The sequence below is a fragment of the Bartonella sp. AD24XZML genome (assembly GCF_042196485.1).
Lineage (GTDB): Bacteria > Pseudomonadota > Alphaproteobacteria > Rhizobiales > Rhizobiaceae > Bartonella.
Genome location: NZ_JBHIQH010000104.1, coordinates 1 through 25,318 on the forward strand (window position 1 = coordinate 1; position 25,318 = coordinate 25,318).

At 37.9% G+C, this 25,318-nt stretch carries 24 protein-coding genes, 2 tRNA genes and 2 pseudogenes; 25 read left to right on the plus strand and 3 right to left on the minus strand.

Annotated elements, in window-relative coordinates; translation table 11 throughout:
- Both ACFIMX_RS08985 and ACFIMX_RS08990 read right to left on the minus strand, forming a co-directional pair.
- The coding region (locus tag ACFIMX_RS08985) for a helix-turn-helix transcriptional regulator (protein ID WP_375694378.1) at positions 1–150 on the minus strand (150 nt) is incomplete at its 3' end.
- A 209-nt stretch (positions 151–359) separates the two neighbouring features.
- Positions 360–1,494: pseudogene (locus ACFIMX_RS08990) on the minus strand (tyrosine-type recombinase/integrase).
- A 98-nt stretch (positions 1,495–1,592) separates the two neighbouring features.
- Here ACFIMX_RS08990 and ACFIMX_RS08995 point away from each other — a divergent pair.
- From ACFIMX_RS08995 to ACFIMX_RS09010, 4 genes and pseudogenes are all read left to right on the plus strand, one after another.
- Positions 1,593–1,985, plus strand: coding sequence for a hypothetical protein (locus ACFIMX_RS08995; RefSeq protein ID WP_375639717.1), 393 nt, complete (start codon positions 1,593–1,595; stop codon positions 1,983–1,985).
- Positions 1,986–2,084: 99 nt separating this feature from the next.
- Complete coding sequence (locus ACFIMX_RS09000) at positions 2,085–2,465, plus strand: hypothetical protein (RefSeq protein WP_375639715.1); 381 nt, start codon at positions 2,085–2,087, stop codon at positions 2,463–2,465.
- The gene (locus ACFIMX_RS09005) at positions 2,398–3,141 is read left to right on the plus strand and encodes a hypothetical protein (protein WP_375639714.1); all 744 of its coding nucleotides are present in this window, start codon (positions 2,398–2,400) and stop codon (positions 3,139–3,141) included. Before ACFIMX_RS09000 ends, ACFIMX_RS09005 begins: the two co-directional genes overlap by 68 nt.
- 49 nt (positions 3,142–3,190) lie before the next feature.
- A pseudogene (locus tag ACFIMX_RS09010) lies at positions 3,191–3,633 on the plus strand (XRE family transcriptional regulator).
- Between the two features lie 29 nt (positions 3,634–3,662).
- Here the strand turns inward: ACFIMX_RS09010 and ACFIMX_RS09015 are convergent.
- Positions 3,663–3,735: transfer RNA gene (locus ACFIMX_RS09015), tRNA-Val, on the minus strand.
- 174 nt (positions 3,736–3,909) lie between these two features.
- Here ACFIMX_RS09015 and ACFIMX_RS09020 point away from each other — a divergent pair.
- The 21 genes from ACFIMX_RS09020 to ACFIMX_RS09120 all read left to right on the plus strand — a co-directional run bounded on the left by ACFIMX_RS09020 (position 3,910) and on the right by ACFIMX_RS09120 (position 25,318).
- Positions 3,910–3,986 (plus strand) — tRNA-Asp (locus tag ACFIMX_RS09020).
- Between the two features lie 298 nt (positions 3,987–4,284).
- Positions 4,285–4,650, plus strand: a complete 366-nt coding sequence (locus tag ACFIMX_RS09025) for an NADH-quinone oxidoreductase subunit A (protein ID WP_005773599.1) — start codon at positions 4,285–4,287, stop codon at positions 4,648–4,650.
- Complete coding sequence (locus ACFIMX_RS09030) at positions 4,641–5,222, plus strand: NuoB/complex I 20 kDa subunit family protein (RefSeq protein ID WP_375606831.1); 582 nt, start codon at positions 4,641–4,643, stop codon at positions 5,220–5,222. Before ACFIMX_RS09025 ends, ACFIMX_RS09030 begins: the two co-directional genes overlap by 10 nt.
- A gap of 14 nt (positions 5,223–5,236) precedes the next feature.
- The gene (locus ACFIMX_RS09035) at positions 5,237–5,848 is read left to right on the plus strand and encodes an NADH-quinone oxidoreductase subunit C (RefSeq protein ID WP_375618179.1); all 612 of its coding nucleotides are present in this window, start codon (positions 5,237–5,239) and stop codon (positions 5,846–5,848) included.
- A gap of 120 nt (positions 5,849–5,968) precedes the next feature.
- Complete coding sequence (locus ACFIMX_RS09040) at positions 5,969–7,159, plus strand: NADH-quinone oxidoreductase subunit D (RefSeq protein ID WP_375613457.1); 1,191 nt, start codon at positions 5,969–5,971, stop codon at positions 7,157–7,159.
- A complete protein-coding gene (gene nuoE / locus ACFIMX_RS09045; RefSeq protein ID WP_375618178.1) occupies positions 7,159–7,812 on the plus strand; it encodes an NADH-quinone oxidoreductase subunit NuoE in 654 nt (217 codons plus the stop codon). Before ACFIMX_RS09040 ends, nuoE begins: the two co-directional genes overlap by 1 nt.
- A gap of 166 nt (positions 7,813–7,978) precedes the next feature.
- Positions 7,979–9,283 carry an NADH-quinone oxidoreductase subunit NuoF gene (nuoF, locus tag ACFIMX_RS09050; protein WP_375694364.1) on the plus strand — a complete coding sequence of 435 codons (1,305 nt, stop codon included), beginning with the start codon at positions 7,979–7,981 and terminating at the stop codon, positions 9,281–9,283.
- Between the two features lie 68 nt (positions 9,284–9,351).
- Complete coding sequence (nuoG, locus tag ACFIMX_RS09055) at positions 9,352–11,421, plus strand: NADH-quinone oxidoreductase subunit NuoG (RefSeq protein WP_375618176.1); 2,070 nt, start codon at positions 9,352–9,354, stop codon at positions 11,419–11,421.
- Positions 11,422–11,443: 22 nt separating this feature from the next.
- Positions 11,444–12,490: an NADH-quinone oxidoreductase subunit NuoH gene (nuoH, locus tag ACFIMX_RS09060; protein ID WP_375618184.1), complete on the plus strand. Its 1,047-nt coding sequence runs from the start codon at positions 11,444–11,446 to the stop codon at positions 12,488–12,490.
- A gap of 14 nt (positions 12,491–12,504) precedes the next feature.
- Positions 12,505–12,996: an NADH-quinone oxidoreductase subunit NuoI gene (gene nuoI, locus ACFIMX_RS09065; RefSeq protein WP_375618175.1), complete on the plus strand. Its 492-nt coding sequence runs from the start codon at positions 12,505–12,507 to the stop codon at positions 12,994–12,996.
- 94 nt (positions 12,997–13,090) lie between these two features.
- On the plus strand, positions 13,091–13,711 hold the full coding sequence (locus ACFIMX_RS09070) for an NADH-quinone oxidoreductase subunit J (RefSeq protein ID WP_375618174.1): 621 nt from the start codon (positions 13,091–13,093) through the stop codon (positions 13,709–13,711).
- A gap of 14 nt (positions 13,712–13,725) precedes the next feature.
- The gene (gene nuoK, locus ACFIMX_RS09075) at positions 13,726–14,034 is read left to right on the plus strand and encodes an NADH-quinone oxidoreductase subunit NuoK (RefSeq protein ID WP_273791275.1); all 309 of its coding nucleotides are present in this window, start codon (positions 13,726–13,728) and stop codon (positions 14,032–14,034) included.
- 6 nt (positions 14,035–14,040) lie between these two features.
- On the plus strand, positions 14,041–16,005 hold the full coding sequence (gene nuoL / locus ACFIMX_RS09080; protein ID WP_375618173.1) for an NADH-quinone oxidoreductase subunit L: 1,965 nt from the start codon (positions 14,041–14,043) through the stop codon (positions 16,003–16,005).
- A complete protein-coding gene (locus ACFIMX_RS09085) occupies positions 16,005–17,474 on the plus strand; it encodes an NADH-quinone oxidoreductase subunit M (protein WP_375618183.1) in 1,470 nt (489 codons plus the stop codon). The genes nuoL and ACFIMX_RS09085 overlap by 1 nt, the downstream gene beginning before the upstream one ends.
- A gap of 17 nt (positions 17,475–17,491) precedes the next feature.
- Positions 17,492–18,946: an NADH-quinone oxidoreductase subunit NuoN gene (nuoN, locus tag ACFIMX_RS09090; RefSeq protein WP_375639712.1), complete on the plus strand. Its 1,455-nt coding sequence runs from the start codon at positions 17,492–17,494 to the stop codon at positions 18,944–18,946.
- Complete coding sequence (locus ACFIMX_RS09095) at positions 18,946–19,755, plus strand: biotin--[acetyl-CoA-carboxylase] ligase (protein ID WP_375618171.1); 810 nt, start codon at positions 18,946–18,948, stop codon at positions 19,753–19,755. Before nuoN ends, ACFIMX_RS09095 begins: the two co-directional genes overlap by 1 nt.
- Positions 19,756–19,800: 45 nt before the next feature.
- Entirely contained in the window at positions 19,801–21,477 is a 1,677-nt protein-coding gene (locus ACFIMX_RS09100; RefSeq protein WP_375618170.1) for a ribonuclease J, read from the plus strand.
- A gap of 202 nt (positions 21,478–21,679) precedes the next feature.
- A complete protein-coding gene (proS, locus tag ACFIMX_RS09105) occupies positions 21,680–23,005 on the plus strand; it encodes a proline--tRNA ligase (protein WP_375639711.1) in 1,326 nt (441 codons plus the stop codon).
- 11 nt (positions 23,006–23,016) lie between these two features.
- Entirely contained in the window at positions 23,017–24,285 is a 1,269-nt protein-coding gene (locus tag ACFIMX_RS09110; protein WP_375639709.1) for a lipoprotein-releasing ABC transporter permease subunit, read from the plus strand.
- Positions 24,285–24,965, plus strand: coding sequence for an ABC transporter ATP-binding protein (locus ACFIMX_RS09115; RefSeq protein ID WP_273791269.1), 681 nt, complete (start codon positions 24,285–24,287; stop codon positions 24,963–24,965). The genes ACFIMX_RS09110 and ACFIMX_RS09115 overlap by 1 nt, the downstream gene beginning before the upstream one ends.
- 65 nt (positions 24,966–25,030) lie before the next feature.
- The gene (locus ACFIMX_RS09120; protein WP_375618167.1) at positions 25,031–25,318 is read left to right on the plus strand and encodes a succinate dehydrogenase assembly factor 2; all 288 of its coding nucleotides are present in this window, start codon (positions 25,031–25,033) and stop codon (positions 25,316–25,318) included.

Sequence of the window (25,318 nt, forward strand, 5' to 3'; positions counted from 1 at the left end):
GAGATCCGATTGTAACCAACGGGATAAAAAACCAAATTTTAAGGGTTTTGGGAGAGAGCCATTGGTAACATGACGGCGGAATGTTGAGACACTCATATGAAGCAATTTTGCACTTTCACGGTCTGTTAAAAGACTATCATTTTCTGTCATTCTAAAATCCTTTCATAATAAAAAAATGGTAACAAATCATGCCTATTTATTAAGCACATTTTGGTTCATTTTTGAAGGTATTTTATTTATAGAAAACAATATTTTATCATATAAATTCTCATGTGATAATTTATGAGTGTTATTGAGAAAGAATGAGAGAGAAGAGAGAGAAAGTTATCCACAGATAATGGGGTTATTCACCCCATATCTTAAGATTGACCAGTGACATAAGCGGCCCATTTATCCATATAGACACGACGCTGTTCTAGATAGTCAGTACGACGATAGGCACNAGTTTCAGCGACCTCATAGGGGGCATCGGTTGTTTCAGCAAGCCAATCGCGTAAACTAGAGCGAAAACCATGCGGGCAGGCTTCAAAATTATTTTTTTTCATGTAAATCGACATGCATTTATCACTAAGGGGACCGAGACCGGTTGCAGAGAAGAAGAAATCATTGCGAGAGAGCAAACGCGCTTGTTTTAGAATTTTTAATGCTTCTGTTGATAGAGGCACGCGAAACTCTTTTGTTGTATCACGCTTTCCTTTCATATTTTCAGCAGGGATAGTCCATATATCGCCATCAACCTGATCCTCACGCATATGACGCAAAGGATTTGCGCGAACCCCTGTCAGAATAAGCAAGCGCAAAGCCAGATGTGTTAGGGTTGTTGTTTGGCAAAGTGTTTTATAAAAAGCCGGAACCTCTCTCCAATCCATAGCTGGTCTATTAGTAACCTTATGACGTTGTTTGCCTAATAAAGCTTGTGTTTTTTCTGCTGCTTGTAAATCAACATCCAATCCTAGTGCTGCCGCATGTTTGAGACACATATTGAGACGCTTGAGAGCTCTATAAGCAACTCCAGCTTTTGTATGCCAAATAGGAGCAAGGGTATTGCGTATCTCTGTTTGGGTAATCTCAGAAACGGGAAGACAGCCTAATTTAGGTAAAATATGCAGTTTTAAAGGCGAAAACCAATCCCCATTTTTACCATCCCCTTTTAATTCAGCTTTACGACTTTCAAAAGTCTCTAAAGCAATATCTTTTAAATAATGAAGATTGCTTATTGCTTCACGCTTTTGTTTATTGCGCTCTTTAATGGGGTCACGACCCTCATGCAAAACAGAACGCCATTGGTTTGCTAATTCACGGGCTTTTTTTTAAGAGACATGTCTTAATGCACCCAAGCCCATTTCGCGGCGCCGACCATGAATGGTATAACGATAAAGCCATTGAGCACCGCCATCTTTACGCTTATGAAGTAACAAGCCGGCGCCCATCATTATATTTACCAGCCCCCAATGTTGCGACAGATCTTGCATTAAGACGGTTCATAAGAGCCATTTTTTAATCCTTTCTTATACAAATTTGATCCACACACTCATCCCACTTGTTATGTGCAAATGAGTGGTTTTGATTGATTCAAGATAAACAGCTTTGAAATGAGAGAATCCTACGTTATTCGAGACTCTCATTCAACATACAAAACAGTGAATTATCATTATAATTCAATGTCTTATCATCTAGTTACCGTGGATCACGATGAAAATGGAAATCCTATAAGAGACAGTCATGGAAACCCACAGCTGCAATATCATTATTTAACGGATGAAAAACAACAAAATTTACAAAAAGGTTCTGGTGGCAAGGTTCATGTCTCCTTTAATGGCATCTTTACTCCACCAGAGGAAGCTGCTGTTTATGCGGTTCAATATGCGAAGGATAAAAATGCACCGCTTTATTTTGTTGTGTTCCCAGAAGCCAATTCTGCTATCTCAGAACTTCTGGTCACGGGCTATCAGAAGCTTCTGGAAGGCAGACTTTTTTGGGATTGACCAATTCAACACAAGAAGCAAAAGATCTAATGTCTCGCTATGGTAACACAGGATTGCATTTTGATGCCCATAGTTGTGGCAGTTTGACAGGCTTTAATTATGATGAATTCTTTCAAACAAGAAGGTGTAAATGATGTAGCTGGCAATACAACGATCAATTTCCATGGACCAGCGGCTAATGTTTTAGTTGCATCCGGTCTGTTAGGTTATGTGAGTGATGGCAAACAAACCACTATTGGTTTTGATGGGAATAGATATGACTTTGTAAGCAGAATTATTAGCGGCAATGGCTATACTTATGAGACAATACCTGCTGGCAGTAACTGGTGGAAAGAAACATGGAACATGTTCACAAATACTTACAATCCCCATACTTGCCTTGGAGATGCGAGCCAAGCATGTCGGTATGTTTATGGCTCATCCAATCGAGTACAAAATAAGAAAAAATCTTGGTATTGGTTTTCAGGAAGATATTGTTGATTGTGATGACAACGATGCTGTTAAGCAGCGTATAGGATTGATCAATGGTTATTTGAAGTCAGTAGTGAAGGAAGGTTGGGTGGATATTACTGAAGGGAAGAGCCTTTTTGATGATTGTATAATAGAAAAATCTAATAGTGGTTTTGTAGATTATTGTTTACAAATTAAAGCAAATAACCTCTTTTTTTATTTACATGAGAGAAGTAAAGGGGTTAGTTGGTTTTTTTGTTTTAAAGTCCTTACAGAAGTTCGCAGGCATAGAAGCAAAAATGGAATAATTTTTTTATTGGATGAGTCAGCAAATAATTTACATATTCATCCACAGAGAAAAATATTAAGCTCCTTACAAACTTTATCGAGCATAAAGGGCAATAAAGTAATTTATTCGAAGCATTCCCCTTATCTTATTAACGACGATAATTTGGATAATTTGTTTACCGTACGTAATGAAGCAAATGATTTTGAAGCGCCTCGAATTGTTTGTGAAAGATTTCTGGAATTAACTACATCTTCTGAAGAAACTGTGAGGGCTGTTGAGCCTATTGTTCAAAAAACATGGATTACACACCTTGGAACAGGAGCTGATTGGATTATAAAAAAATTTAATGGAGTTGCTGCTAATGCAAAGAAAGTAAATCACATTGCGGATTGCGTGAAACATATTATTGGTGGATAATTTTCTCAGTTTATGCCGTAAAGCTTATACTCTTACGAGTTTTATTTAAATGCTAACACCCTTTTGTAAAACTTTACGCAAACTTCGTATTGATCACTCCAAACGTCTCTTAGATATGGCTAAGAAATTAGACATATCTGTATCATTTTTATCTTCTATAGAGATTAGCAAAAAATCTCTACCTATTGGCATGGAAGAAAAGATCATTGGACTCTATGATTTAGATCAAGAGGTAGCAGAAATTTTGAAAAGAGAATCGAATTCTTGTTGTAAAAGTTTCACTATAAAGTCTTCTGATACATTTAGATGTGAAGCTGTTGGTATGTTTGCTAGACTGATAAACATTATTTCACAAGAAGATTTAGAACTATTAAAAAATTGTTAGAGAAAGCTGGCAAAAAGAATGCGCTTTGTAAAGGAAAGAGTAAAAACCATATTCCCCTAACTTTATTTAGGCATCCCTTAATCTTTAAAAAATATATGAAGAATTAATAACTGAATAGTAATATAAAGCCATACGGTGGGCGATGAGAGACTCGAACTCCCGACATCCTCGGTGTAAACGAGGCGCTCTACCAGCTGAGCTAATCGCCCAATGCAATGATCAGCAATTGAATGGAAACTCTTTAAGGAAAAATTTTTCTAAACGCAAGAATAAAGATAGGATTTGATATTTTTTTTTAAAAATGCATAATCCTTCTTGACATAAACGCATGAACCCCTTACACGACCGCTTGTACCAAATTAAATTGGTTCGAAAAAAAATGCGCGGGTGTAGCTCAGTTGGTTAGAGTGCTGGCCTGTCACGCCGGAGGTCGCGGGTTCGAGCCCCGTCACTCGCGCCATTTCGTGATTCCTTATAAAATTTCCTTTTTAAAATATCCATATGCTATGAGTAATGTGGTGGAGTGTTTGATTGGGGAATAAATATGTTTTTTCTTTCTTTTTATATGGTTTATAAGAATAGGGCTTGCGTCTTTCTTTGCTCTGCGTTACCTATGCCGATAAGAAAAGTATCGCTCTGTATGCCTTTGAAGCAGTATGAATAGAGTTAATAGAGCGATTGTTAAATTTGTCTGTTTGGTCACGCAATATTGAATCATTGTGTTAAAATCAGGCATTTCGTTACGATGGAAGAGGGTTATGGCTTATTTATTGAGCTCTTATTTGCCAGTCTTGATTTTCATTATTGTGTCAGCGGTTATTGCTGGAGTTTTGTTGATTACACCTTACATTGTAGCATATCGTTCCCCCGATCCTGAAAAATTATCGGCTTATGAATGTGGGTTTAATTCATTTAGTGATGCACGCATGAAGTTTGATATTCGTTTCTATTTGGTATCAATTTTATTTATTATTTTTGATCTTGAAGTTGCATTTCTTTTTCCTTGGGCTGTTTCATTCGAATCAATAGGTATGTTTGGCTTTTGGTCGATGATTGTGTTTTTAGCGATTTTGACTATTGGATTTATATATGAATGGAAAAAAGGAGCCCTTGAATGGAATTAAGATCTAATAATTCAACGATTGAGGCTCCAAAACCAAAAGGAATCATTGATCCAAATACTGGTGGGCTGATAGGATCTGACGATAAGTTTTTTCGTGATATCAATGCTGAATTGTCAGATAAGGGTTTTTTAGTTACCTCGGCAGATGCTTTGATTACTTGGGCACGTACCGGTTCTTTAATGTGGATGAGTTTTGGTTTGGCTTGTTGTGCTATCGAAATGATGCAATGTTCAATGCCTCATTATGATAATGAGCGTTTTGGATATGCACCACGAGCTTCACCCCGCCAGTCAGATGTGATGGTGGTGGCAGGTACTCTAACAAATAAGATGGCTCCTGCTTTAAGAAAAGTGTACGATCAGATGCCAGAGCCACGTTATGTGATTTCTATGGGATCATGTGCAAACGGTGGGGGATATTATCATTATTCCTATTCAGTAGTGCGGGGATGTGATCGTATCGTGCCTGTCGATATATATGTCCCAGGGTGTCCACCTACAGCAGAGGCATTATTATACGGCATATTGTTGCTACAGAAAAAAATCCGTCGTACCGGATCCATAGAGCGATAGAGAGTTTTCTTGTCATGGTGGATGAAACATTGGTTGAGCTTGCTGCTTATTTGGAAAACAAATTAAAAAATAAGCTTGAAGAGACTGTTCTTGCTTTTGGTGAATTGACCATTGTGGCACGTCTTGATGCAATTATTGATGTTTTAATGTTTGTTCGTGATGATTCTCGCTGTCAATTTATTAATCTTACAGACATTAGTGGTGTGGATTATCCTTTTCGCAATAAGCGCTTTGATGTTTCTTACCAATTGTTATCTCCTCGTGAGAATTTACGCTTACGTGTAAAAGTTCGTACGGATGAAAATACTCCTGTTGCTTCAGCTTGTACGGTTTATCCTGGCGCAGAGTGGTATGAACGTGAAACGTATGATATGTATGGGATTTTATTTTCAGGACATCCGGATTTGAGACGGATTTTAACAGATTATGGATTTGAAGGATATCCTTTACGCAAAGACTTTCCTGTGACAGGATTTGTTGAATGCCGTTATGATAATGAAGCAAAGAGGGTGATTTATGAGCCTGTTGTTTTGCGCCAAGAGATGCGTAATTTTGATTTTCTTTCTCCTTGGGAAGGAGGACAGTATACTTTGCCATGTGATGGGAAAGCAGATGAAAAAAAATAATATTGGTTTTGATAAGGCATTATATTAAAGTACTGTATTTCTTAAATAATTAAATATTTTTTAGCGTGATAGATTTTTTGATATTTGATATGAAGTTTTTTAAAAAGCAAGGGGTTGATTGTGGCTGAGGTCAATGTTCGAAACTTTAATATCAATTTTGGTCCGCAGCACCCTGCCGCGCATGGGGTTTTGCGCATGGTTCTGGAGCTGGACGGTGAAGTTGTTGAGCGTGTAGATCCACATATTGGGTTGTTGCATCGCGGTACTGAAAAATTAATGGAAACAAAGACTTATCTCCAAGCTGGTCCTTATCTAGATCGTTTGGATTATGTTGCTCCTATGAATCAGGAACATGCTTTTGTTCTTGCTATTGAAAAGTTATTAGATATAAAAGTTCCTAAAAGAGGGCAATTAATACGTGTTTTGTTTTCTGAAATTGGGCGTATTCTTAATCATTTGCTTAATGTAACAACACAGGCAATGGATGTTGGTGCTTTAACACCACCGCTTTGGGGATTTGAGCAACGTGAAAGATTGATGATTTTTTATGAGCGTGCCTGTGGTGCTCGTCTTCATGCAAATTATTTTCGTCCTGGTGGCGTGCATCAAGATTTACCAGAATCTTTAGTTGAGGATATTGGTGATTTTATTGATCCATTTCTTGTTTCTCTCGGAAAACTTGATGCGCTTGTGACCCCAAATCGGATTTTTAAGCAGCGTAATGTGGATATTGGCGTTGTAAGTATTGATGAAGCTTGGGCACGTGGTTTTTCTGGGGTTATGATTCGTGGAGCTGGTGTTCCATGGGATTTGCGTAAAAGTCAGCCTTATGAATGTTACGATGAAATGGAATTCGATATTCCTATAGGTAAAAATAGCGATTGTTATGATCGCTATCTTATTCGTATGGAAGAAATGCGTCAATCAGCGAAAATTATGCGCCAATGTGTGGAGCGTTTACTGAGTACTGAAAAAAATGGACCGGTTTCGAGCTTGGATCGCAAAATTGTACCACCGACGCGGAGTGAAATGAAAAGCTCGATGGAAGCACTGATTCATCACTTTAAACTCTATACGGAAGGTTTTCATACACCTCCTGGAGAAGTATATGTTGCTGTGGAAGCTCCGAAGGGTGAGTTTGGTGTTTATCTTGTTTCTGATGGAACCAATAAGCCTTATCGTGTCAAGTTGCGTGCTCCTGGGTTTGCTCATCTCCAAGCTATGGATTTTTTAACCAGAGGTCATATGTTAGCAGATGCTACAGCTATTTTAGGTTCGATTGATATTGTTTTTGGGGAGGTTGATCGCTAATGTCCGTACGCCGTCTTGCAGATGATGTTTATCAGCCTGCTGAGTTTTCTTTTACAAAAGAAAATCAGATATGGGTAAAAAATACCATAAAAAAATATCCTGCAGGGCGTCAGCAGTCTGCTGTAATTCCATTATTAATGCGTGCTCAAGAGCAAGATGGTTGGGTGACACGTGCTGCGATTGAGCATATTGCTCAGATTCTTTCCATGGCTTATATCCGTGTCTTAGAAGTTGCGACTTTTTATACTCAGTTTCAGCTTAAGCCTGTTGGAACAAAAGCGCATATTCAAGTTTGTGGTACAACGCCTTGTATGTTACGTGGTTCTGATGAATTGATTAAAGTTTGTCAGAAAAAAATTCATCATGAACCTTTTGCGACCAATCAGGATGGAACCTTATCATGGGAAGAGGTAGAGTGTCTTGGTGCTTGTGTGAATGCTCCGATGGTTATGATTTTTAAAGATACTTATGAAGATCTTACAGCTGAACGCCTTGAAGAAATTATTGATGCATTTGAAGCAGGGAAGGGTTCTGAGATAGCGGTTGGTCCGCAAAATAGTCGTAAATCGTCGGAACCGATTAGTGGTTTAACTTCTCTTATTGATGATGAGAAAGAAAAAAAGATCTCTCAAGTTTTTACCAAAAAAGGATAAGGAAAGAATGGGGAACATAATTAAGTATTTTTCTTGAGAAAATATTTTATTATTCTACCCATGATGGCAACATTTAACGAAAAGTAAGAAGTCTTGAAAAGATATTTAAAAATTGCATTTGAGGAAAAGCGGAAAATGCTATGGGTAATAGAAAAAAAGGTGGGGTATGCTAGCTGATAAAGATCGTATCTTCACCAATATTTATGGTTTAAAAGACAAATCATTAAAGGCTGCGATGTTGCGTGGGCATTGGAATGGTCTGAAAGAAATGATTGACAAAGGTCGTGATTGGATCATTGATGAAGTGAAGGAATCGGGTTTACGCGGTCGTGGTGGTGCTGGTTTTCCTACTGGAATGAAGTGGTCCTTTATGCCAAAGCAGAATGATGGGCGTCCTCATTATTTAGTTGTCAATGCCGATGAATCTGAACCTGGAACTTGTAAAGACCGTGATATTTTACGTCATGACCCCCATACTTTGATTGAAGGATGTGCAATCGCTACTTTTGCTATGGGAGCCAATGTTGCTTTTATTTATATTCGTGGTGAATATATTCGTGAACGTGAAGCGCTTCAAGCTGCCGTTGATGAATGCTATGGTGCGGGTTTACTTGGCAAAAAAACGAAATATGGGCATGCTTGTGATATTGTTATTCATCATGGAGCGGGTGCTTATATTTGTGGTGAAGAAACAGCTCTTCTTGAAAGTCTTGAGGGAAAAAAGGGACAACCTCGGCTTAAACCACCATTTCCTGCCAATATGGGGATTTATGGCTGTCCAACAACAGTAAATAATGTAGAGTCTATTGCCGTTGTTCCAACGATTTTGCGGCGGGGGGCTTCGTGGTTTTCATCAATCGGACGAGCAAATAATGTTGGAACGAAATTATTTATGGTTTCAGGGCATGTTAATGCACCTTGTACATTTGAAGATGCTCTTGGTGTTTCATTCCGTGAATTAATTGAAAAACATACGGGTGGTGTTCGTGGTGGATGGAATAATCTTTTAGCAGTTATTCCAGGGGGGGCTTCTTGTCCAGTCGTTCGTGGTGAGGATATGATCGATGCGATCATGGATTTTGATGGAATGCGAGATGTCGGGTCTTCTTTTGGCACAGGGGGAATGATTGTTATGGATAAATCAACCGATATTATCAAGGCAATTTGGCGTATAGCTGCTTTTTTCAAGCACGAGAGTTGTGGTCAGTGTACACCGTGTCGTGAGGGGACGGGATGGATGATGCGTCTTTTAGGGCGTATGGTTGAGGGAAGAGCGCAAAAACGTGAGATTGATCTTTTGTTTGAAGTGTCTAAACAGGTTGAAGGACACACTATTTGTGCGCTTGGTGATGCTGCCGCATGGCCTGTACAGGGGTTGATACGTAATTTTCGTCCGGAAATCGAGCGTAGAATTGATGAATACACGCGAAATGTAGTCCAAAGCAAAAATATTGCTTTAGAAGCGGTTTAATAAAGGATTTTGTTTTAAGAGCAACCGAATGCAAATTTTAAGTGGGTTATCCGCAGCTTGGATGGGTGATGATAAATATCAAAGTTGATGGCAAAGAGATTGAAGTTCCTGATTACTACACGTTGCTTCAGGCCGCTGAGGCGGCTGGGGTAGAAATTCCACGTTTTTGTTTTCATGAATCTTTGTCAATTGCTGGAAATTGTCGTATGTGTTTAGTTGAGGTTAAGGGTGGTCCTCCAAAACCTCAGGCTTCTTGTGCTATGGGGGTTCGTGATTTACGATTAGGGCCTAACGGTGAGGTACCTGAGATTTTTACCAATACGGCGATGGTAAAAAAAGCACGTGAAGGTGTTATGGAATTTCTTCTCATTAATCATCCTTTGGATTGTCCAGTGTGTGATCAAGGGGGAGAGTGTGATCTTCAAGATCAAGCAATGCTTTATGGACGAGATTGTTCTCGTTATACAGAAAATAAACGTGCTGTAGAAGATAAATATATTGGACCTCTTGTCAAAACTGTTATGACACGATGTATTCATTGTACACGGTGTGTTCGTTTTACAACGGAAGTTGCAGGTATTTCTGAGCTTGGTTTGATCGGTCGTGGTGAAGATGCTGAAATTACGACGTATCTTGAAAAAGCTATGACATCTGAATTACAGGGAAATGTTATTGATCTTTGTCCAGTGGGAGCTTTAACTTCAAAACCTTATGCATTTCATGCCCGTCCGTGGGAATTGGTAAAAACGGAATCGATTGATGTGATGGATGCGCTTGGTAGTGCTATCCGTATTGATAGCCGCGGCCGTGAAGTTATGCGGATTATGCCGCGTACAAATGAAGATGTAAATGAGGAATGGATCTCTGATAAAACGCGTTTTATTTGGGATGGATTACGGACTCAGCGGCTTGATAAGCCATATGTACGCAAAGATGGAAAGCTTCAACCTGTCAGTTGGACAGAAGCTTTTGCAAAAATAAAAATGGTAATCTCTAAAATTTTTCCAGAAAAAATTGGAGCTATTGCGGGAGATCTTGCTTCTGTTGAAGAAATGTATGCCCTTAAAGCATTATTGAGTTCTTTGGGCTCAACGCTTTTTGATTGTCGTCAAAGAGGGGGGGCTTTATCGCCAGAGTTTGGGCGCTCGAGTTATATTTTTAATCCTACAATTGTAGGTATTGAACAGGCTGATGCACTGCTTATTGTGGGATCTAATCCACGTCATGAAGCAGCTGTTTTAAATGCGCGTATTTTAAAGCGCCAACGGATGGGTAATTTTCCTATTGCATTAATTGGAGAGAAAGTCGATTTACGTTATCCTTATTCTTACCTTGGATCTGGGAGTGATACATTAACGACACTTATTCGTGGTGAGAATGTTTTTTTTAATGTCTTAAAAGAAGCGAAGAGGCCCCTTATTCTTATCGGAGAGGGAGCGGTTTCAGGAAATGAAGGTTTATCTGTTTTAAAAAGTCTTGCTAAATTAGCTGATAATATTGGTGCTCTTAGTGAGACATGGAATGGGTTTGGGGTTCTTCATAATGCAGCATCGATTGTTGGAGGGTTGGACATAGGCTTTACTTCTAAGTTTGGGGTTGCAAATATACTTAAAACCTGTGAAGTTCTATTTTTGCTTGGTGCTGATGAAGTAGAATTAGCCAATACAAAAGCTTTTACAGTTTATATTGGGAGCCATGGTGATAATGGTGCACATGCTGCTGACGTTATTTTGCCTGCATCTGCTTACACTGAAAAATCAGGGCTTTATGTGAATACAGAAGGACGTGTTCAAATGACAAATCGGGCTGGTTTTGCTCCAGGTGAAGCAAAAGAAGATTGGGCTATTTTGCGTGCTTTATCGGATATTTTAGGACAAAAGCTCCCTTTTGATTCTCTCTCTCAATTAAGGCAATGCTTGTTTAACGATTATCCACACCTTTGTGCTGTTGATGGTATAGTGCCTTCTGATATAAGTGGTCTTAAGGCGCTTGGTTCAAAAATGGTTTCTCTCGAGAGTCAAGCATTTACTTCTATGGTTAAAGATTTTTATTTAACAAATCCGATAGCACGTGCTTCTGCTGTTATGGCTGAATGTTCATCTCTTGCAAAAAACCATGCTACACAAACAGTAAAGTAAGGGCAAAGGAAAAGGAATAATGATGTATGATTTCTTTATGACTTGGCTGTTGCCATTACTCATTATAATCGGAAAAACACTTCTTCTTTTGGTCGTTCTTTTGGTCTTAGTTGCTTATCTTCTTTATGCAGATAGAAAAATTTGGGCAGCGGTACAATTGCGTCGTGGACCAAACGTTGTTGGACCATGGGGTTTGTTACAGTCTTTTGCAGATTTAATTAAATTTGTTGTTAAGGAGCCTATTATCCCTGCAGGTGCAAATAAGGGTGTTTTTCTTTTGGCTCCTTTTGTTTCAGCGACACTTGCTTTATCAACTTGGGCTGTTATTCCTGTCAATGAGGGTTGGGAGGTTGCAAAGATTAATGTTGGTTTGCTTTATATTTTAGCCATTTCATCTCTTGAAGTTTATGGTGTTATTATGGGGGGATGGGCATCAAATTCAAAATATCCTTTCTTAGGAGCTCTTCGTTCGGCGGCACAAATGGTTTCTTATGAAGTTTCCATTGGTTTTGTGCTTGTGACTGTCATTTTAATAAGTGGTTCGTTGGATCTCACAACAATTGTTCATAAACAAAGTTCTGGAATTGGTACAACTCTTGGTCTTCCTTTTAACAGCTTTCTCGATTGGAATTGGTTGGTCCTTTTTCCAATGTTTATTATATTTTTTATTTCTGCGCTCGCAGAGACAAACCGTCCTCCATTCGATTTGGTGGAAGCAGAATCTGAACTTGTTGCTGGTCATATGGTTGAATATTCTTCAACGCCTTACATGCTCTTTTTTCTTGGTGAATATGTTGCGATTGTTTTAATGTGCGCATTAACAACTATTCTATTTTTAGGCGGTTGGCTGCCTCCTTTAGATGTTTGGTGGCTTAATTGGGTTCCTGGTATCATTTGGTTTGTTTTAAAAGTCTGTTTTGTATTTTTTTGGTTTGCTATGGTCAAAGCATTTGTTCCACGTTATCGCTATGATCAGCTTATGCGGCTTGGTTGGAAGGTTTTTCTTCCTCTCTCACTAGCAATGGTTGTGATAACTGCTGCTTTTTTAAAGTTTACGGATTTCGTTTAAGAGGAGATTTTACGATGTCAGGTTTTATTCAGGCGGCAAAGTCACTTCTTCTATTGGAATTTATGAGTGCTTTTTTCTTAGCTATGCGTCAATTTTTTTCACCAAAACCTACGATTAATTATCCTTATGAAAAAGGTTTTGTATCTCAGCGTTTTCGCGGTGAGCATGCATTGCGTCGCTATCCAAATGGTGAAGAACGGTGTATTGCTTGTAAATTATGTGAAGCGATTTGTCCTGCTCAAGCGATTACAATTGAAGCTGGGCCACGGCGCAATGATGGTACACGTAGAACTGTCCGTTATGATATAGACATGGTTAAATGTATTTACTGTGGTTTTTGTCAAGAAGCCTGTCCGGTTGAGGCTATTGTCGAAGGTCCAAATTTTGAGTTTGCGACGGAAACACGTGAAGAACTTTATTATGATAAAGAAAAACTTTTATTGAATGGAGATCGCTGGGAGCGAGAAATTGCTCGAAATATATTGATGGATGCGCCTTATCGTTAAGTGTATCGTTAAATGAGGTGTCGGATATTTTTCCGATAAATTGTAATCTGGTATGAAGTTTATACCAATTGTTTGAATAATTAAGGAGAAGCCTATGCTAACAGATCTAGCGGCGGCATTTTTCTATTTGTTTGCTTTTATTATGCTAACAAGTGCAGTTATTGTTATTACAGCACGCAATCCAGTGCATTCTGTTTTGTTTTTAATCCTCGCATTTTTTAATGCAGCAGCTTTGTTTTTACTTGCAGGAGCAGAGTTTTTAGGGCTTATTCTGCTTGTTGTGTATGTTGGAGCTGTCGCTGTTTTATTTTTATTTGTCGTTATGATGCTTGACGTTGATTTTGCTGAGTTAAAGAGTGGAACTCTTCGGTATGCTCCTATTGGAGCTCTTATTGGTGTTATTATCGCTGTAGAATTGATTGTTGTTTTTATGAGTAGCTATTTTTCTCCAGTCTTGAGAACGCATGTTACGCAACCAATGCCAGATTTAGCGCAGCAAACAAATACACAAGCATTAGGTGATATTCTCTATACGGATTATGTTTTCTATTTTCAAATTGCTGGAATGATTTTATTGGTTGCAATGATTGGAGCTATTGTTTTAACACTTCGTCATAAATTAGGAGTAAAGCGGCAATCTATTGCCGAGCAAGTTTCTAGAACGGTAGAAAGTGCCATTGAAATCAAACAAGTTGAATCAGGCAAAGGTATGTAAGGGGGGCTATGCAGATGTATATTGATATTACACATTATCTCACTGTTTCTGCTTTAATGTTTACAATTGGTATTGCTGGAATTTTTCTCAACAGAAAAAATGTGATTATTATCTTGATGTCCATTGAGCTTATATTGCTTTCAGTTAATCTCAATTTTGTTGCATTTTCAGCATTTCTTCATGATCTCGTTGGTCAGGTATTCGCTTTATTTGTCTTAACCGTAGCAGCTGCTGAAGCTGCCATTGGTTTAGCAATTCTGGTCGTTTTTTTCCGTAATCGTGGTTCCATTGCGGTTGAAGATGTTAATGTAATGAAAGGCTAACCAGTGATGTATTATACGATTGTCTTTCTTCCGCTTTTGGGTTTTTTAATTGCTGCACTAGGTGGAAAAATGATAGGAGATCGTGCGAGTGAATTGATAACATGTAGCTTTATGGTTGTTGTTGCCATATTATCGTGGATAGCATTTTTCAGTATTGCACTTGGTCATATTCCAGCGATTGATGTATTGGTATTACATTGGATGACTGTTGGTGACTTAAGCTTTAATTGGGCTTTACATGTTGATGCATTAACAGCTGTCATGCTTATTGTTGTAAACAGTGTTTCGGCATTGGTGCATATTTATTCAATTGGTTATATGCATCATGATCCTTCAAGGTCTCGTTTTTTTTCTTATCTTTCTTTGTTTACATTTATGATGCTTATGTTGGTCACATCCAATAATTTGATTCAGATGTTTTTTGGATGGGAAGGTGTCGGACTTGCTTCTTATTTACTCATTGGTTTTTGGTTTCAGCGCGATTCTGCTAATAAGGCCGCAATGAAAGCTTTTGTAGTTAACCGTGTTGGAGACTTTGGTTTTCTCTTAGGAATCTTTAGTATTTTTGTTTTGTTCCAATCGGTTGATTTTACCTCTATTTTTGCAAAAGCTGCCGACAAGAGCTTTATACAAAATATGACATTTTTAGATTGGCAATTTGATGGGCAGACGGCAATTACCATTACATGTCTTTTATTATTTATTGGTGCGATGGGAAAATCCGCACAATTTCTTTTACATACTTGGCTGCCTGATGCAATGGAAGGTCCAACTCCTGTATCAGCGCTTATTCATGCCGCTACAATGGTAACGGCTGGTGTTTTTATGGTTGCACGTATGTCGCCAATTTTTGAACTTTCTTCGACTACTTTGACCGTGATTATTGTTGTTGGTGCAACAACAGCGTTTTTTGCAGCAACTGTGGGGTTGGTGCAGAATGATATTAAGCGTGTTATTGCTTATTCTACATGCTCTCAACTTGGTTATATGTTTGTGGCATTAGGTGTTGGAGCTTATGGCGCTGCTGTCTTTCATCTTTTTACGCATGCTTTTTTTAAAGCCTTATTGTTTCTTGGTGCAGGTTCTGTGATTCATGCTGTATCTGATGAACAAGATATGCGAAAAATGGGTGGGTTACGCAAACATATAAAGGTCACCTATTGGATGATGATGGTCGGGACCATTGCCTTGACCGGTGTTGGAATTCCAGGAACACTTTTCGGGACTGCAGGTTTTTTCTCAAAAGATGCGATTATAGAGTCTGCTTTTGCATCTCATAATATTGCTTCAGGATATGCTTTTTATCTTCTTGTTTTTGCTGCCTTTTTAACAAGTTTCTATTCATGGCGACTTATCTTTATGACATTCCATGGTAAACCACGGGCAACAGTTGATGTGATGCATCATGTTCATGAATCGCCTCCAGTTATGTTGATTCCACTCTTTCTTTTATCTATTGGAGCAATATTTTCTGGTGTCGTTTTCCAACCTTACTTTTTTGGTGATTTGTATAATGCTTTTTGGAAGGGAGCATTATTTACAAGCAGCCATAATCACATTCTTCATGATGCCCACCATGTTTTTAATTGGGTAAAATGGTCGCCTTTTATAGCAATGATTCTTGGATTTATGTTGGCTTATTTATTTTATATTGCGGCTCCCTCTCTTCCCAAGAAAATGGCGCGTATTATGCCAGGAGTGTATCATTTTCTTTACCAAAAGTGGTATTTCGATCAATTATATAACTTTTTATTTGTTCGTCCTACCTTTAGAATTGGTTCTTTTCTTTGGAAAGTGGGAGACGGTAAGATTATTGATGGTCTAGGTCCCAATGGTATTGCAGCGCGTGTTGTTGATATTACAAATAGAGTTGTTCGAATGCAAACAGGCTATCTTTACCACTATGCATTTGCAATGCTTATCGGCGTTGCATTGCTCATTACATGGATGATGATCGGGGGCGTAAACTAATGACCGATTGGCCTATTCTTTCTACGGTTACATTTTTGCCGCTTGTTGGTGTTCTTCTGATTTTGTTTATCAAAGATGATAGTGAAGTAGCACGCCATAATATACGTAATGTCGCATTTTTTACGACTCTATTTGTTTTTATTATTTCTTTAATTATTTGGATAGGATTTGATCCTAGTAACCAAAATTTTCAAATGGTTGAAAAATCTAGTTGGTTAGGGGGTGGTATTAGCTATCATATGGGGGTCGATGGTATTTCTATTCTTTTTGTTGTTCTCTCGGCTTTTCTTTTGCCTTTCTGTATTTTAGCAAGTTGGGAGAATGTTAAAGAGAGATTAAAAGCCTATATGATTGCGTTTCTTCTTCTAGAAGTTGCGATTATTGGTGTTTTTTGTGCTCTTGATGCAATGCTATTCTATGTTTTTTTTGAAGGCAGCCTCATTCCAATGTTTATCATTATAGGTGTATGGGGAGGAGTACGTCGTGTTTATGCAAGTATAAAGTTTTTCTTATATACTTTACTTGGTTCAGTGCTTATGCTGGTTGCTCTTATGGTTATGTATTGGGAGGCTGGGACACTTGATATACCAACTTTACTCAATTATCAGTTTCCTGCTCATATGCAAATATGGTTATGGCTTGCATTTTTTGCTTCTTTCGCAGTTAAAATGCCAATGTGGCCAGTTCATACATGGCTCCCTGATGCTCACGTAGAAGCACCGACAGCGGGTTCCGTTATTTTAGCTGGTGTCTTGCTCAAATTAGGTGGGTATGGTTTTCTTCGTTTTTCTTTGCCGATGTTTCCTATCGCTTCAGCAGATTTTGCGCCTTTTGTTTTCACATTATCGCTTATTGCTATTATTTATACATCACTGGTTGCACTTGTTCAAAGTGACATCAAAAAACTTATTGCATATTCCTCAATAGCGCATATGGGATATGTAACGATGGGTATTTTTGCTGCGAATGAACAGGGGATACAAGGGGCTATTTATCAGATGCTGTCCCATGGAATTGTTTCAGCAGCGTTGTTTCTTTGTGTTGGGGTTATCTATGATCGCTTGCATACACGTGAAATTTCAGCGTTTGGTGGTTTAGTGAATAATATGCCTAAATATGCTGTTGTTTTCTTAATTTTCACTATGGCAAATGTTGGTTTGCCTGGAAGCTCAGGATTTTTGGGTGAATTTTTAACCTTAATAGGTGTTTTTCAAGTAAATAAATTGGTTGTTGTTTTAGCAACAACAGGTGTTATCTTATCGGCAGCCTATGCCCTTTATCTTTATCGGCGTGTGGTTTTTGGTTCCTTGGATAAAGAGAATTTAAAAGTATTAATAGATCTTTCTTTAAGAGAAAAATTTCTCCTTTATCCAATGATTATTCTTACAATATTCTTTGGTATCTATCCAACGCCTATTCTTAAGGCAACGGCGTTTTCTGTAGAAACCCTCATCAATAAACTGCACTAGATAAGGGAAGAATGCACATGCAAACTGAAATAATAGCGCAATTAGTCTTAATTCTTCCAGAGCTTTTAATTGCATTAGGAGCTGTCGTGCTGCTTATGATTGGTGTTTATTCCAATACACGTGCTTCTTTAACAGTGACAGGTTTAGCCATAGCACTTCTTGTGGCAACTATTATTATTCTTATAATTTTTCCGAAAAATGGTTCATTTCAAACCAATGCGCTCGTTATCGATTCCTTTAGTCGTTATATGAAAATTTTAATGCTTATTGGTGCACTCTTTTCTCTTATCATGTCTGTTGGTTTTGCCAATGCACAAAAGTTTAATATATTTGAGTTTCCAGTACTTGTTCTTTTAGCAACCCTTGGAATGATGTTTATGATTTCAGCGGGTAATATGCTGTCGCTTTATATGGGGTTAGAGCTGCAATCTTTAGCTTTATATGTTTTAGCAGCGATTAATCGTAATAATGTAAAATCTTCTGAAGCCGGTATAAAATACTTTGTTTTAGGAGCATTATCTTCAGGGTTGCTTCTTTATGGTATTTCTTTGCTTTATGGTTTTACCGGTCAAATTGGTTTTCACGAAATTGCTCTTGCTTTAAAAGATAAAAATGTACAATTGGGGGTTATTTTTGGAATTGTCTTTATTTTAGCTGGTTTGGCTTTCAAAATTTCTGCTGTTCCGTTTCATATGTGGACACCTGATGTTTATGAAGGAGCGCCCACGCCGATTACAGCATTTTTTGCTAGTGCCCCTAAAGTTGCTGCAATGGCTTTAATCATCCGTATTATTGTGGTGACCTTTATTCCCATAGGGCGTGTTGATAACGTGATGCCTGCATGGCAACAAATTTTGGTGTTCATGGCGATTGCATCAATGATACTGGGTGCTTTTGCTGCAATCGGTCAGAATAATATTAAGCGCTTAATGGCTTATTCGTCGATCAGTCATATGGGTTATGCACTTGTTGGTTTATCTGCTGGAGATATGCTTGGGATAAAAAGCGTTATCCTTTATATGACTATTTATCTTGGAATGACGATTGGTTCATTTGCCTTTATTCTTGGAATGCGCTCTCAGAATGGAAATGTTGAAAATATTTATGATCTTTCAGGGTTAGCAAAGACGAATCCGTTTATGGCTGTTGTGATGACAATACAGCTTTTTTCTTTAGCAAGCATACCTCCTATGGCTGGTTTTTTTGGAAAGTGGTATACATTTTCTGCTGCTGTCCACGCTGGACTTACGCCACTTGCTGTCGTTGGGATGATAGCGTCTGTCGTTGGGGCTTTTTACTATTTGAGAGTCATTAAAATTATGTGGTTTGATGATGCAAAAGCGTATTTTGTTGCTTTATCGAAAGAGCTTCAATTTTGTCTTGGTCTTTCTGTATTCTTTATTTTATTTTACGCGCTTTTTGGGGTTTGGTTCGCTGAGCTAGCAGAAAAAGCAGCAACAGTATTGTTTTAATGAATATGGTTTATACTTTATCAGATTTTGCACAAAAACAGGGATACACTATTGAAGCGTACGATAGTGTTGATTCAACAAATCTCATTGCGCAACGAAAAGCGCAAACTGGTCATCAAGGTAATCTTTGGATTGTTGCACAAGAACAATCACAGGGAAGAGCAAGAAGAGGGAGGACTTGGTCTAGTCCAAAAGGGAACCTTTATTCTAGTCTTTTATTAATTGATGATATTGTTCATCAAACTGCGGCTCAACTTGGTTTTGTTGCTGGAGTAAGTGTGGCAGAGGCAATAAAAGAATTGATAAAAGAGGAAAAACAGACAAACAATATTGTGAGCTTAAAATGGCCAAACGATATTTTGCTCAGAGGAGAAAAAAGCTCTGGAGTTTTGCTTGAGATTTTAAAATTGTCATCACAACAATATGCCTTGGTTATTGGTATTGGAATAAATGTGAAATATAATTATGAAGATGCACCCTATTCCACTTCAAGCTTAAAGAATATCGGTTTGCGTATTGATGCAGAACAATTATTTACGGTTCTGACGGAGTGTTTTTCTAAAAATTACCTTCTTTGGAAACAACCAAAAGGATGTGAAATAATCCGAAAAAAATGGCTTTTATATTCCGCTCATCTTGGAAAATATGTCAAAGTGGTGAATGATGAAAAAGTCATTGAGGGTGTTTTTGATGGTCTTGATAGTGATTTTAACTGCATCATAAAGCAAAAAAATGGTCAGACAGCCATTATAACAGCTGGAGATGTTCATTTTGGTTCGGCTGCTTCTGTTAATGCAGGTCGTTATTAAAAAATTATTTTATCATCAGATACCTTAATGATTTGGGAGATGTTTATGGTTGCAGCCAATAGATGTGAATTTGTTTTTTTACCTCTGGGAGGTGTAGGTGAAATAGGGATGAATTTAGCTGCTTACGGATTTGGTCCCCAAAATCTTCGTGAATGGCTGCTAGTTGATATGGGGATTAGTTTTGCTGGTTCTGAATTACCAGGTGTCGATCTTGTTTTTCCTGATATTCGTTTTCTAGAAAGTGAAAAACATAATATACGGGGTCTTGTTTTAACACATGCACATGAAGATCATTATGGGGCCGTTCTTGATTTATGTCCAAAGTTACAAGTGCCAATTTACTGTACGCCTTTTACGGCAGGATTATTGGAAACTAAAAAACAATTAGATTTTGAATCTCAAAAAATTTTACTCAATATTTTTCAAGCTGGTGATTGTTTTCAGGTAGGTTCCTTTGCTATAGAGGCTATAGCCGTTAACCATTCAATACCAGAATCTGTATCTTTAACAATTACAACTTCTTTGGGGACCGTGATTCATACTGGTGATTGGAAAATTGATCATACTCCTCCACTCGGGGCTGTAACCGATGAAAAAAGATTTCGTGCTTTAGGCAAAAAAGGTGTTTTAGCATTACTTTGTGATTCTACAAATGCATGTCGGGATGGTATCTCTCCTTCAGAACAGCAAGTTCAAGCCAGTCTTTCAGAGATTATTTCCAAAGCTGAAGGGCGCGTTGCGATAGCAACTTTTTCTTCTAATATTGGTCGGATACGTTCTATTGCTCTTGCAGCTGAAGCTGCTGGACGTAAAGTGCTTGTCATTGGGCGTTCCCTTAAGCGAAGTATTATGGTTGCACAAGAGCTTGGTTATATGAATGGTTTAGCACCATTTGTAACGGAAGATGATTATGGCTACATCTCGCGAAAAGATCTTGTTTTAATTGTCACAGGAAGCCAAGGTGAGCCATGTGCTGCTTTAGCTAAACTGTCACGTGATGGAATGAAAAATATTGCACTTTCCGCTGGTGATACCGTTATTTATTCATCACGAAGTATTCCAGGAAACGAAAAAGCGATTATTGAGGTACAAAATCGTTTCATTGATTTGGGTATTAAAATTATTACGAATGAAGATGCACTTGTTCATGTTTCAGGTCATCCCCGTCGTTCAGAACTTTTACAGATGTATGATTGGATAAAGCCACAAATACTTGTCCCTGTACATGGGGAAGCAATGCATCTTAAGGCTCAGGCAACTTTAGCACGTCAAGCAGGTATTAAAACTGTTATGGATATCAGAAATGGCCATATGTTACGTCTTGCACCAGAGCCTGTGAAGGTTGTTGATCAAGTTCCTGTTGGACGCATCTATAAGGATGGTTGCCTAATTGGAGATGAAGATGAATTAGGGATTCGTGAACGCCGAAAACTAAGTTATGCTGGTCATGTTACTATTTCTCTCCATATAAATAGTAAGCATGAATTATTAGGGGATATAGGTCTAACAACATTCGGGTTACCTGAAAGTAATGGAAAGGGGGAAAGTTTAAAAGATATTCTTTTAGATATCGTAGAAAATACAGTTTATAATATCCCACGCATGAAACAGAAAGATAATGAACTTATTCGAGAGGCAACACGACGTGCAGTAAGAGCGGCTGTTCATGAAATTTGGCAAAAAAAACCTATCTGTACAGTTTTTTTACATCGGTCAAAATAAAAGAACTTTCCTATTACGTTATTTAAAAAGAGAAGAGCATTTTTATTTTATTGCTAAATAAGAAAAATAGAGAATAAAGCACAATAAATTTTTAAATGATAAGATCGTTATATTTGCAAGTATTCAGAATGCGGCTATAGATGAATAGAGGGTGTGATAAATTGTCCGATATGATAGATCTGATTAGGAGTTAATTATTTCAATGCGTCTTTCTCAATATTTCCTTTCACTTTTAAAAGAGAATCCTAAAGAAGCAGAAATTGTTTCTCATCGCTTCATGTTGCGCGCTGGAATGATTCGACAACAAACATCAGGGATTTATTCTTGGCTTCCTTTGGGAAAAAAAGTGCTTGATAAAGTTTGTAAAATTATTCGTGAAGAGCAAGAACGTGCGGGTGCAATAGAAATATTGATGCCTACAATTCAGTCTGCTGATCTTTGGCGTGAAAGCGGTCGTTATGATGATTATGGTTTGGAAATGCTCCGCATTAAAGATCGTCAAAAGCGTGATTTACTTTATGGTCCAACCAATGAAGAGATGGTAACAGATATTTTTCGCTCCTATGTTCGTTCTTATAAAGATCTTCCGCTTAATTTATATCATATTCAATGGAAATTTCGTGATGAAATTCGTCCACGTTTTGGTGTGATGCGAGCACGAGAATTTTTAATGAAAGATGCTTATTCTTTTGATCTTGATTATGAAGGCTCTAAAACATCTTATAATCGTATGTTTGTTGCTTATTTACGCACTTTTTCTCGCCTTGGCTTAAAAGCAATTCCTATGCGTGCAGATACAGGTCCAATAGGGGGGGAACTCAGTCATGAATTTATCATTTTGGCTGAAACAGGAGAGAGTGCTATCTTCTGTGATAAACAATTTCTTGAACTTACCGTTCCAGATAGTTCAATCGATTTTAGTGATAAAGCTGTTTTAGATGATATTGTTAAGCAATGGACATCTTTTTATGCAGCAACGGAAGAAATGCATAATGAAGAGGAGTGGGCTAAAGTTTCTGATCATAATCGTCTTTCAGCGCGTGGTATTGAAGTAGGGCATATTTTCCACTTTGGTACTAAATATTCCGCTCCAATGGGAGCAAAAGTTATGGGACAAGATGGAAAAGAGCATGTGGTCTCTATGGGATCTTATGGTATTGGGCCTTCGCGTCTTGTTGCGGCCGCTATTGAAGCTTCTCATGATGAAAATGGTATTATTTGGCCAAAGTCGATGGCTCCGTTTGATTTTGGGATTATCAATATGAAGCCCGATGATGAAAAATGCACACAGGTATGTGAGTTTCTCTATCAGGGATTAAAGAAGGTTGGTTTTGATCCGTTATTAGATGATAGAAATGAACGCCCTGGATCAAAATTTGCAACAATGGATTTGATTGGTTTGCCAACGCAAATCATTGTTGGTCCTAACAGCATTGCACAAAATGAAGTTGAAATTAAAGATCGAAAAACAGGAATAAAAAAATCTCTAAAGGTTGAAGATGTGCTCAGCCAACTTTCTATAATTTAATAGGAAATATTATGAAGAGGCTGAAAAACAAATGCTTTTCATCTTATGAGTGGATGATCGCTTTTCGTTATATGATTCCCAATAAAAAACATGTCGTTGCATCTGTTATTTCAATTATTTCTCTTATTGGGATTATGTTGGGCGTATTTGCTCTGGTTGTTGTTATGGCGGTGATGAATGGCTTTCGTACAGAACTTCTCAATCGTATTCTTGGTATGAATGGGCATCTTATTATTCAAACAGTTGATTCTGGTTTTTCTGATTATAAGACTCTTATTTCTTCTTTAGAAACTACAAATGGTGTGAAGTTTGCTTTACCTGTTATTGAAGGTCAAGCGCTTGTTCAAGGTGAAGTTCAAGGTGGCTCTGGCGCGTTAGTTCGTGGTATGCGCAAACAAGATCTAGAAAAGCTTAAAACAGTCTCTCAAAACATTAAATTAGGATCGATTTCTCGGTTTGATCAAGAAGAAGGTGTTGCAATTGGAAGTGGCTTAGCAGAAAAATTAGGACTGACAGTTGGAAGAGATATTCGTATTATTACTCCAGATGGTGATGAGACTCCTTTTGGCGTTACCCCACGTGTGAAAGCTTATAAAGTCGTTGCTATTTTTGAAGTTGGTATGTCTGAATATGATTCAATATTTATCTTTATGCCTCTCCATGAAGCACAAATGTTTTTTAATTTGGGAGATAAGGTTCAGTCTTTAGAATTATTTCTAAATGATCCTGATGCTGTTGATCAAATAAAACCTGTTGTAGAAAAAGCCGTTGATCAACAGGTCTATTTAATTGATTGGCGTACACGCAATCAGGCTTTTTTTTCAGCCTTACAGATTGAACGAAATGTTATGTTTTTCATTCTTTCTCTGATCGTTCTTGTTGCTGCTTTAAATATTATTTCAGGGCTGATTATGCTTGTAAAAGATAAAAGTCATGATATTGCAATTTTACGCACGATGGGGGCTCAACAGAGTGCGATTTTGCGTATATTTATCATTACAGGAATGATGATTGGTTTTATTGGAACTATATTGGGGTTAATTTTAGGTGTTATCGCGACCGCGAATATTAATCATATCCAAGATTTTATATCTTGGTTATTTAATGTCGACGTTTTTAATCCTCAACTTTATTTTTTAACAAAATTGCCTGCACAAATTGAGTGGAAACAGACCATCTTGGTTGCTATGATGGCTTTATTCTTGTCGTTTCTTGCTGCTCTCATTCCGGCATGGCGTGCTGCTAAGCTAGATCCCGTACAAGCTTTGAGGTATGAATAATGACAGCTATTTTAGAGCTTGTAGAGATTGAAAGACACTTTTTCGAGAGTCATAAGCCTCTCATTGTTTTAGATAAAGCGAATTTTATTCTTAATCGTGGAGAGCTTGTCGCACTTGTTGCACCATCTGGTGCTGGAAAATCAACACTTCTTCATATTGCTGGATTATTAGAAAAACCAACCGCTGGTGATGTGATGTTACGGGGTGTTTCTTGTGCAAAGCGTTCTGATAGTGAGCGAACAGCTATAAGACGAAATGATATTGGTTTTGTTTATCAATTTCATCATTTACTTCCAGAGTTTACAGCGTTAGAAAATGTCATGATACCGCAAATGATAGCAGGATTAAAAAAATCCATAGCAGAAGATCGTGCGCGCAAATTATTAACGTATCTGCGTGTTTCTCATCGTGCGAACCATCGTCCCTCAGAGTTATCGGGAGGAGAACAACAACGTGTTGCTATTGCACGTGCAGTAGCAAATGGCCCTTCGGTTCTTTTGGCTGATGAACCTACAGGAAATCTTGATCCAGTAACTTCAGCTTATGTCTTTCAAGCTTTATCTATCCTTGTTCGTCAGTCTGGTCTTTCTGCTCTTATTGCAACACATAATTACGCTTTGGCTAAGCAAATGCATCGTCGAATTACACTTAAAGAACAAAAGATTATAGAACTTCCTTAAAGCAAGGTAAAAACTTTATACGACTAATTGAATAGTTTATATTACTTTATTCAAGGAGATTTTTTATGACAGTTTTTGTCGTTGACAAAAATCAATTAGATGCTCGTCGTCGTCGATTGATTTTTCGTGCATGGCATCGCGGTATTCGTGAAATGGATCTCATTTTTGGACATTATGTTGATGCTCATATCACTAAGATGAATGATAAAACGCTCTCTGAGCTTGAGTATATTATGTCTTTTGATGATCGTGATTTACTCACATGGATTACTGGAGAAATTTTGCCCCCCTCTGAAGTTGATAGTCCACTTTTCCGTGATATTGCCAATTATCGTACTTGCTTAAGTTATTAA